This window comes from Legionella moravica DSM 19234, assembly GCF_000423305.1.
GTDB lineage: Bacteria > Pseudomonadota > Gammaproteobacteria > Legionellales > Legionellaceae > Legionella > Legionella moravica.
Window position 1 is genome coordinate 97,947 of the sequence record NZ_AUHS01000018.1, and the last position, 11,463, is coordinate 109,409.

Genomic DNA, 11,463 nt, shown 5'->3' on the forward strand with positions numbered 1-11,463 from the left:
ACAAAAATGATTATTGATGCCTCTCTATTTGCCCACATTGAAAACGACTCCTCTCTGACCGGAACCTATCAACTTCAAGGACATCACTTTTCCAGAACGGTAGAGTATTTAAGTCAATACCTGGATCATCTTATCCAAACGAATCAACCTGTTCCGGCCGAGTACCATATTTTAGTCGAACAAATGAAATACATCAGCAGTATTGAACAAAAGACAACCAATATGACTCAGGCTCCTCTATTCGACGAAGAAATAAAGCAACTGGCCACTTCAATCGCTGAAGACATTATGAACATGCCAGGTGATGGTAAAATTCTGCTTCCTGGGGGTTGGTATGACAATGATGGCGGTCACTCCATGGTCTACGAATTTACTCCGCTACCCGACGGTTTCACGTTCAGTGCAATAAACGCTGGAGCGGGTATAGAATACCATGCAAAAAAATCGGCTACCGAAAAGGAATTATTTAACCCAAGAAAATCCTGGCGAGTCCCCAGCCCACAGTCCCCCAAAGAAAAAGAAGAGCTCGCTCATTTTATAGCAAAACTACTAAAAGCCAGATTACCGCAGGCAATGAGCGCCCAAAAAAAACCTTTGAATGCAAAAGTACTTTATGAAGAAATTTTACCCAGCATCAGCTACATTTACGGTGAAGAAATCGATGCAAGCGCTGAGCTCTCAGAGCATGCCTATACAGGTGGTCAGCTATCAGGAACGTGCTCTCAACGCGCCCCTCATCAAATGCTGAAGATTAACACTCCATCGCTAAAGGAATATCAACGATTCATGTTCCATTTCAAACAGTATGCACTGTTTGATTACGTCAATGCCTGCATTCAAAAACAGCAGCCTTATACACCAGCGGTACTGGATCAAATACGATTGGCTATTGATAATAATTTAAAAATATTAAGCAGCCCCGATTTATTCAACGAGATTGAAATTAAAGAAGAGCACGACAAAATCATTGCTCTGGAACACCAATTAAGCACAACACCATTTGACGCCCCAGCAGTATTACCAGCCCTACAGGAGCAGATGTTCTCATTAACTGTATCATTACAACCCACTATCGCTCCCCCAATCCAACTCGAGCAGCAGGCACGAGATGCTCCCATTCCTGCTATGATTGCATTAAAGGATGGTACCAATCTGCTTGATAACCTCAAAAAGGCCATACAAAACATCAATCTTATTAAGGATCCCGCGACTCAATATAATTATCTTGAACACCTGATTTTGGAAATGCCCCTTTTTCCTCAGTTCCCCAATGATCCCAGTTTTTATCGTGAACTCATCAGCCTGAATGATTTTAAGCAATTTAAAGCTCAGTTGGAGCAAATTCAAACCTTAATTCTCGAACTAAAATCCAACTGGATAAATAAGGAACAGGATCCGGCCATCAATTTGATGCTACTAAGCATCATCAGTTTACAAACAGATGCCTATGGAGTGGTTCCCTCAAACAGCAATATGCCCTCTTTTCAGCCTTTCTCCCAAACACTGATGAATTCCCTCATCGGAAATCAGGATCGAAACCCATTTTATGCCACGAATAATCCTGTCCTTGACAAAAGATTGAAACAAATGCAAAGGCACTACCAACATGCATTCGATAAAAATATTAATGACTATAATTTATTTGTTAAATTTTTAATCTGGTCCGAACCTGAATTAGACCGTGAATTAGCTGATTTATATGATAAAGAATTTGGTCAAGATAATACTCAACTGCATGAGGAAATCCGGCGTAATGGACTAAAATCATTTTACATGATCGCACTACATCATAATAACAGCAAACGTCTGGATGCAAAATTTAATCCCCTTATCACGAAAGTTGTAAATCACATGGAGCATGAGTCCATCCTCAGAAAAGCAATCAATCCATTCTTTAAGCAAGAATATGCTGATCATGTCTGGTTTAGACCGGGTATGAATAATACCCAATTTGCAGTCTTATCACCTTTATTTCCAGGTTATATATCCGGTGAAAAGTTATTAACGTCATTAACTCAGTCCAAATACAATTTAAAAGATTCAGCGGCTAAAGATGCACTTGAAGCAGATATTTCAGAAGATACGTCCTACTCAAAAAAAATACAAAGCAAAAGTTCCAACTCTATTCAATTAAACCCGGCAAAACCTGTAGATGATTCTCAAGGCCCCAGGCATATCACTCAAGCTGACATTCAGGCCAGAGATTATTTCCATCTGAGAAGTGATCCGAAATGGCAAATTGCACTGACTCTTGACTATTTTACCCGACATATTGAACTCCTGTTTGACGAGTCTAACCAACGCTATGTTGAAGCGAATTTGTTCCAACCAGGACTGCTGCTTGATAAGAGGGAAGACTCTCAATTTATCTCCCAATTTGATACCTACTTAAAAACAGGAATGCGATATTTTACTCACAATGGACAACATACTCGCAATTCCCTTCAATTTTTACGCCTCAATTTTCTGGTCAGCCGTTATATGGCCCTGGATAATAATCCAGTTGGTATAGAAAGACTTCAGGCGATTCAGCATGATCTGGAAAAACAATTATCTCTGGATAATGAACCCGAGATCATCTATGCAGTACAACAATATCTTTTTTTGAGTCTTGTAACGCGTATGGAACTGGGCGAGCAATCAGATGAGCTGTTTACCCTGGCATATAAAGCCTATAATTACTTGAATAGTCATACTAATCCCCTGATTCTTGAGGATAAGGCTCATCGGCTCAGCGTAGATTGTGCCGTTGCCCAATTTAAAGCGATCATCCGGAAACAATACGACAACCTGTTAGAGCACACAATAAAAACTACTGTACAAGAAATCGAGAACATCTCAGAACAGAATCTCATTATCACCGGCCGATTTCCTGTTTTTCATATAGAAAATCAAGTAACTCACAAATCGTATGACTTCAATGCGATTCAAGGAAAATTATTTGAGCGCGGACTTGCGCGAAGCGGTGTACCGCTGGTCATACAAAATCACCCATTAGTCAAAGAATTGGGACTAGCTGACGTTAAAGAATGCCTGATGAACTCCGATCAAAGCTATATGATTTTATCAGAAAAGGGACAGGAAGCTTATCTGTATCATCAAAAAAACCAATTAACTGTTCGAAAAAAATGGACTATTCAACAAATTGAAGGCGATTATGAATTGCAAGCATTATCGACATATCATAAGGCCTTCCATGCCAATAAACAGATACAAATCGTACTTTCAGGCCTACCCAAAATTTTGACTGATGGGACCATGAATTATTGGCGCGATGTGAACAATCCCAACAATGGGATATTGGTGTGCAATAACATTCCACTCTATTCAGTGAACGATGGCAAAATCCTGGCTCTTGATGCCCAGGGAAACAAAACGAGTGCCCAGTTATCAAACATTAATACGCCCATACTGAAACAATTTGAAAGTCGTCAATATATATTATCCCATACCAGCAAATCATCCGATTCTTATGTAACACTCCCAAGGTATAACCTGCGCTTTCAGCTTAGAAATTCAACACTTATCCATCAAGAAACTGGAGAGCTGGTTACAGACTCTCCTTCGCCAATTCATCCCTCAGTAGCCGGCCTTGTCCTGGCATCAAAAGATCAACAACGTTATCTGGTTCCAGTAGCGCGATTTTATGCGATAGAAGCAGGAGCGCAAAAAAGCGATTTCTATCCGGTACAACACGACATTGATGGAAAAATAGCAGCGGCGAAGCTAGAAACTCATTGGAGCAATAATCGACCCTTGCAAATACCAATGTGGCACTACCAGAACAGTGAACGCTACATCAGTTTTCGGCTTCAGAATGGTGAGCCCATAGCAGATACTGTCGCTGACGCCTTATATCTTGCCTATACTTATATGGCAACCAATCAAACTGAAAAAGCCTGGAACATTCTGGAACAATGCAATACCCGTTTAGGTGGACTTACAGGAAGTGCAGAGGAGTTACAATTCATCCGCTGGATATGCGATGAAATGCCGCACACACTACCTGGCCTTCACAGTGCGCACCAAAAAGATAAACCCAAAAGAAATACTCCTCCCTATGTCGCCTGCCGACTTAAAGCAATGAGTTTGTTAAGTGATTACCTCATCCAAAATGGTCCAATCAAAATAAACGAGGTTAAAACTCCAGAGGGCTCTGCAAATGCAGTGTATGAATCATTGAGAGTAGAAGAATTAAATGCTTTTCAAAATGGGCTTCCGGAACAAATATATCGCTCATTTTCTCGTTTACAAACCATGCGTCGCCATTTAGAGCACACATATATTCTCTCTCCACTGGAACGCAAAAAATTATTATCTTATTATCATCAATCACAACCTAAAGACTATGCACCTAAAGGAGCTTTAGGTTATGAATGGATGACGTTAAGTCTTGAAGAACTGGTTAAAGAGCGGGATGGGATACTGGCGCGACAAACTGCCGATCACTCATTATCACCTGCTGAAGAAGAGCGATTAAACTTTATTAATGAAAATCTGGCACGCCTTAAACCTGTTGTTGCCCAATCAACCATCCTGGAATTAATCCCCCTGGATTTAAGCCTTCCTGCATCCAGCAGCATTAAAAATAACCTGTTACAAAGCGATACATTATCTCAAATGGAATTGTGGCAGTATCGATTACCTGGTAATGATGCCAGTTCTCTACTGAAACAAGAAGCATTGAGCTCCCTGTCTTCTGTAATAAGTGATGATCAGTTCGTTAAGTATTTTCCAGCCTATTTACAAATAGCCTGTTCCTTAAATTCAAAAGAACGTCAAGAACTATTGGACTTCTGCTCAAAGACATTAATTGCTGCACGCCATATCAAACTAGAACATCAGGAATCCAATATTCCCTTGTTATGTAATCTATTGTATCGATTATTAACCACTCCAAGCCAGAATACATTCAGATACAGAACCTATACATTTAATCAATTAGTCACCCACTTAAGTGAGTTACAGGTTCCCCCTTTATCTGTATATCAAGCCAAAGACATATACCAGGACATTTTAGCAAAACCTGAAGATTTGTTAGTACATCATGAGCGTCCGAATCATGCACCTTTAAAAGTAACCAGAACGGCATTACCGCCATTAATCGACCAAATGGGAATTACCCCCTTACTGGACCAACAATCTCAAGAATCAAAAGAAGCGCTAAACCGAGTGCTCACACAGTACAAAGAACTGGAAGAAAGGGCAAATGAAGCCATTTCTTTACTAAGTAACCGTTTGAACACTGATTTGGATCACAATTTCTCCATTGAAGAACAGGCGGGGCAAATTCTTTTTACCCTTGAGCATCAAAAGAGAATGGCCGCCAGGGAATTAATCGACTCTCCTGTGTTATCCCAAAATCTTCTCGCTGCCACCGAAGCTGCGGAACCCTTGCTGGTTCAGCAGATAGAGCACTCCTGGTCGGAAGCACTGGAGCTTGCCAATCAAGGTCCTGATGATCCTCAAAAACACAGGATATGGGCTATTGAAAAAAAATCCAGAGCTAGAGCCGCTCTAACCCAATCCGATTTGCTGTCCCTGTACTCGCGCGCAGATTTTGCTTACAGCATAGAAAAAACCGGTCTAAGTCTCGCAAATGCACAACGCTTGCACGACTTAATCCATCAATCCTTGATGGAAGGCATAAAACATCACTCCCTGAAAAAAATAAAGACCGATCTGATGCACTCATTAGCTACGGGTAATGCGAATAGTGCCGCTCAAGCTCTTGATCTGCTCGCTCGCACTGAAATACCAGGACTTGATGACCCATCCATAGTGATACTGCAACATGAGGATCATATCGTATTGCGTAAACGGCAGGTAAGCGCTCTCGAATCCCTGCTCAAAGAACCAAAAGATGGAGGACGCTTTAATGAAACCATTGAAAAAATCATTATGGGCGGTGGTAAATCCAAGGTAATTCTCCCTATTCTGGCTGAAAAAAAAGCACAAGGCGATAATCTGGTGGTGATTGAGGTTCCCCAAGCACTGTTAGCAACCAATCACGTCGATTTAAACCGCACCTCACAACGTCTTTTTGGCAAAAGAGCATACCGCTTTGAATTCAATCGAGACAGCGACTGTTCTCCTGAACGGTTCGAGCGAATATATCAATTAATGATTGAGGTCATGACGACTCGAGGCTACCTGGTAACCACAGGGGAATCCATCCAATCACTGGAATTAAAGTACATTGAGCTGTTGCTTTCAAACGTCGAGCACGATGCGACATGGGAAAAACAAGTCTATTGGTGTGATAAAATCACCAACCTATTCCGGAATCACGCGGATTGTCTTATTGATGAGGTCCATCAAGGCTTGTCCAATAAGAAAAAGCTCAACTATACCCTGGGTGACTCGAAACCCATCAGCACATCGCTCATCAAAAATGCAATCTCCCTGTTCAGTTTTATTGATCAGAAAATCATCCAGGAAGCCCCATCCTACGACGACGCTCATGATTGGACTCCTTTTAAAACTGAATTAGCCGTCAAACTCATAACTGATCCAACCAGCCCATTAATCGGGTTCGTCACTGAGGCAAAACTCAAATACGGAGCACATGTTCAGGCTGAACTGATTAACTATCTCACCCATAACTCCCTCTCAATCCCTCTGGCAGTTAGTGCCGCAAGCAACGAGGTTCAAGCGTCATTGGCATTTTTTAAACAGGAAATCAATGTACGTCTTCAACAAACACTGACCCAAAAACTGGGCAAACACTACGGTGAGTCACATCGTAAAGATTTAACTGCTTTGGAGAAAACTCTGGCAATACCCTATGCAGGAGTTGACACGCCTAACGAAAGAAATCGTTACAAGGAAGAATTGGAAGCGATCAACAAAACCATCCAAATGATGCTCCTCAAAGGAATCAGCAAAGAACAACTGATTGAACGAATTACAGAATGGGAATCCCTGGCCCGACAAGAGCTATTACAATTCCAGACAACTGCTGACTCTGACACGGTCCGCTCAATCGATGATACCCCTACAGCACAAGGCTTTACCTTGTTGACCAGTGGATTAGGCATCAAATTAAGTCAGCTTGATATTAAAAACGAAGATCAAATGACTGAGCTTCATCGTCGGCTTCAATCGAATACTGCACTCATTTTTGATTTTTTACGTGAATATTCATTAAAGCAAATCAAACAAGACAGTACCATTCTCTCCAGCGATAACTTCAATCATACCGACCAATACCGAAGCGTACAGGGGGTATCAGGCACTCCCTCCTTGAATGAGGCAGTTTATCATCAACGACTTCATTATGATAAAAGTTCATCTCTAGGATCTGATGGGTATATTTTTGAAGTGCTTCGGAATAAAACCTCTATTTCAAGCTGTGATTTTGAAAATGCGGCCCAATTTATAACCGACATCCTCTCTCGTTCAAGCTCCCGCGACCGAACACGCTGCATCATTGATATTAAAGGAACATTCACTGGTGTCAGTAATTTGGGAGTTGCTAAAGAGCTGGTGCGTTATATTAGCTCGAATTCCGATCATTTTAGTACCCCTCTTAAACACGTTCTGTATTTTAATGAAGACCAGGTTTTATGTGCTCTAAACGTTAATACACCTGATAAACCCATCATTCTGGGCACTACAAATGCGGATGAAATCAATCGTCTGCTCGACTCTACCCCTGAAGAGCGCTTCACCTTATACGATCAAATTCACACTACAGGTATTGATATAAAACAATTCGCTCAGGCACATGCGTTGGTTTTAGTTGATGATAAAACATCCAAACAGGAATTATTGCAAGGTGTCATGCGCGAAAGAGAACTGGATCAAGATCAAACTAATGAACTGATTACACCCACTCGGATGAAAGAACTTTCATTGGAACAACTGGATGAAAAATTCAAACACAATGATAAAATGGCTGTTTTCATGGATGCCCCTGCCGCAGCTCAAGGACAAATGAGGAATCATATCAGAAGAAAATTCCTTACCCTGATTCAAGACATCCCATCAGAACAGGCCGATAAAAAAGCCGCTTTAATGCAACACTTCAGACCGCTTTTTGAAGAGTCTCAGGCTCTGGACCTTTTTGCCCTTTATGGGGGTATCAATAAAAAACAAGCCATTGGAGATATCCTCAAACACTACAAAAAACAAATAAAGAATCTTTGGGAATCCCGATTAAAATTAGCAGAGACTCCTCCTTTTGCAGAAGACATTGGGCAAATGTCCCAAGAGCTGGAATCCATTATCAATAAAGCACTCCCATTCTGTTTACCTGAATATGACGCCCTTGATAATTCTTTTAATACGGAAGTTGAGGTGCAGACAGAAGTTGAAAAAGAAGTGCAAATTGAAGTGTTGACCCTGAATGAATTTTACAGCGGCAAATTAAGTGAACAACCAATAATACCATGGTTCGATATAATCGATGCCGATGATTTTTTTCAAAATAAACCGTTCCAGAGCAAATGGGCTTTAACCTTAAATACGCTGTGTGCGCAAGGTGATCAGCATCCCGCTTTCTTTTCAGAAAATCTCATGGCCAGTGCTAACTACACCTATACCTATCAAGGACAAACTGAATGTGTTAACGCGTATATTAAACCAGTGTTTTTAATCTGGTACCACCAGAACAATGATGGCCAACTCACTGCAATGATCATCACCCCGCAGGAAGCCCGGGATCTGAAAGAAAAAGTGTTGGCAAATAACTCTAAAAGCTGGATTTCGACCACGATGGACACGGTCGTTGCTGGTACACGACCAGAAGAAGTAATTCATACCGAAGAGTATCAGCAATTACGCGAACAAATCCGCTTTTTTAATGGAGAATTTACCAGTCTGTTAAATCAGGAAAGCCCTTTATTATGGTTGCAAAGCCAACCTGAAGAAAAAATCAATTTTTTTGAGCACAGCTTACTACCCTATCGCCCTGGATGCCAAGCAAGTCTTCATCAACTTAAAGAAACGCTGACTCAAGCTAAATCAGAGGGATATGCTTACATTGCCAACCATCCTTACGAAGACTTGACTGAATTCAAATGGGTTGATTTACTGCCTAATGTCATCCCCTCACAAGAAAATGAGTACCGCAAATTAGCCGAAGCTTTTGTGTACATCAATCAAAACTGGAATAAAAAGTCTATCAAACTTGAAGACCTGCAAATTCAGTTCAATCTCCCCATGAACAGTTTCATCTATGTGGACAAGCATTTAAACCATCTTATGGCATTAAAGAATACGTTGAAGCATTTTGAGGCAAATAAAGAGTCGATTCCTTTATTAGTCATCATTAATTCAATGACTGCCGAGGAAAAAGAACCTATTGAACACTGTCTGGGAATGACCATAGAACAGTTTTACCAATTACGGCATTGTGAACCACTTAAACCTTTAGAACAACCGCTAGGTAGAAGGCTCACCGACATTTCCAAATACAGCATAGATCTTATTAATATACTAGACACAGCTCCTGCCTTTAAAGGCAAAAAGCTGTTTAATCGATATTTGGAGCAGTTTATCGCCAATGCGACGAGTGTGGATTTAGTACGTCCATTACTTCATTCATGTATGAATAAAACCCCACTGATAGCTCACATCCTGCACCACAAAAAATATGATGAATCGCTTATCCTGGAGATTCTTGAAACCCAAAAAGACATCCATAAGATGCTATTAATGGCAATCATTAATGCGTGCGGCACAGAATCAGTTATCAACCGAATACTCAAACTGGAAGGCCTGGATGAGGAAGTGCTTTGTAAAATGCTGGAAGTACCCTCACTCAATGAGTTCCAGCTCAACTCCATATTAATCCGTGCACAAGATGAAAATACGGTATCGCTTGCAGCACGTTATCCGTCTATCACAGAACACCTGATAGATACTATGCTCAATCACCCATTTCTTAATATAGAAGGGATGTTGTTTTTAATTAACAACCAACAACTCACTACAAAACAGCTATTAATTATTTTAAATCATCCGTATGCCGAAGATGAAAAAATCATACAAGCAGTACTGAACCACAAGCACCTGACTGCTCAGGGAGTTCTTTTAGAAATTATTCAGCACCCCTCAGTAAATGACAGAGTTCTAGCCTTAATCTTAAGGCATCAATCATTTGATACAGAGGCGGCATTACTAATCCTGAACAAACAGCTTCCACTGAATTTATTAATTGAACTGACAACCAAAATATATGACTTTAAAAATCACGATGATCGATGGGAGCAATGTTTCGACAAATTGATTGAACAAGCTAAAATCCACAATGCGGCAGTTCGTGTGAGCGAGATAATTGCAAATCATTTTTCCCAAATGCCTCCCCATGTGGCACTTAAACTATTAAATCAGTTGGGCAAAGAAGCTTTGGATCATACAAATCTAATCCCCATGATTATGAGCGCTAATAATGAAGAACTGGATGCACTGCTCATTCTGGACAAAAAATTCTCTCAAGATGAATTAATCCTGCTTACCGAGAAAAATCTGAGCACCGAACAGATAGACACCTTACTTGACCATCCTCAAATGAACAGTAGTGTTGCCGATCTTTTATTTAAAAATTCTGAATACAGCGGAACCATTAAAGCATGGAACTGGTTAACTAAAGAGCAACTGCTGAGTACCCTTGATAATACCAGCAACTATGACAGTCTGGCTCTAGCCCTGACCCACGGTGGGCTAATCTCTCAGTCGACACAAATGGAATGGTTAGAAAATAAACGTGAGGAACACAAAGAGTCAATTAAATTAAATTTAGCATCAAACAGCATTGAAAATAAATTCCTCTGTATTCTGGAAGAGTTAAAATTAAAATCCCTCGAGCATGCCATCAAAGCGACGAGCAACCCCAAATACGACCAGCCTGCTCGAATTGCCTTCGAACTCTATCAGACCTTACGTGGGGAAGTTAAAACCTTATTAACGAACCCCAAAGATAATGCCTTTGTATTTAAAAACAATTGCATGGACGCCATGAACAAGGCAAAACCCGTTTTGCAGGAGCATCGTGGATACAAACAAATAGTTCTCGATATTATCAACGTCGTATTCGCTGTAACGGCACTGTTTAGAAATGGTAGCTGGAGACTATTCGAAGCACGTACTTCCAGCATGAATACCGTAAACAAAGTTCTGGGAGCTATGGATAAATTAGTTGACGAGAATATGAATAATCCTGTTCCTCCTGCTCATTAAGAACATCGCAAGAAGGCGATGGAACTCCTGTCTCTACTAACTAAATGGAGTAGATTCGCTTTCACGATACATGGATACCCCGCCCCTGATCCTCTTCCCCACTCTGTCCATGGTCGATAGGAAAAAATAGTGTTTTTTTATATTATTTAAATTGAATTGCTGTGAGGATGTGTCCTTAAATTTGCACTCTGAATTACACTTCCCTATAATGCAAAATCCAGTCAAACCGGGCTTTTTAACCGATTAAATGAGTTAGGTTAATCTAACGAATAACCTTCA

The 11,463-nt window shown here is 40.7% G+C and carries 1 protein-coding gene; it reads left to right on the forward strand.

All coding sequences use genetic code 11. From position 1 onward, the window contains the following. Positions 1-6 precede the first annotated feature (6 nt). Entirely contained in the window at positions 7-11,184 is an 11,178-nt protein-coding gene (locus G543_RS0105090; protein WP_028383574.1) for a DUF3638 domain-containing protein, read from the forward strand. The last annotated feature ends 279 nt before the right edge of the window (positions 11,185-11,463 follow it).

Excerpts from the sequence above, each read along its gene's own strand:
- G543_RS0105090 (WP_028383574.1), top strand. The coding sequence starts at position 7 with ATGATTATTGATGCCTCTCTATTTGCCCACATTGAAAACGACTCCTCT.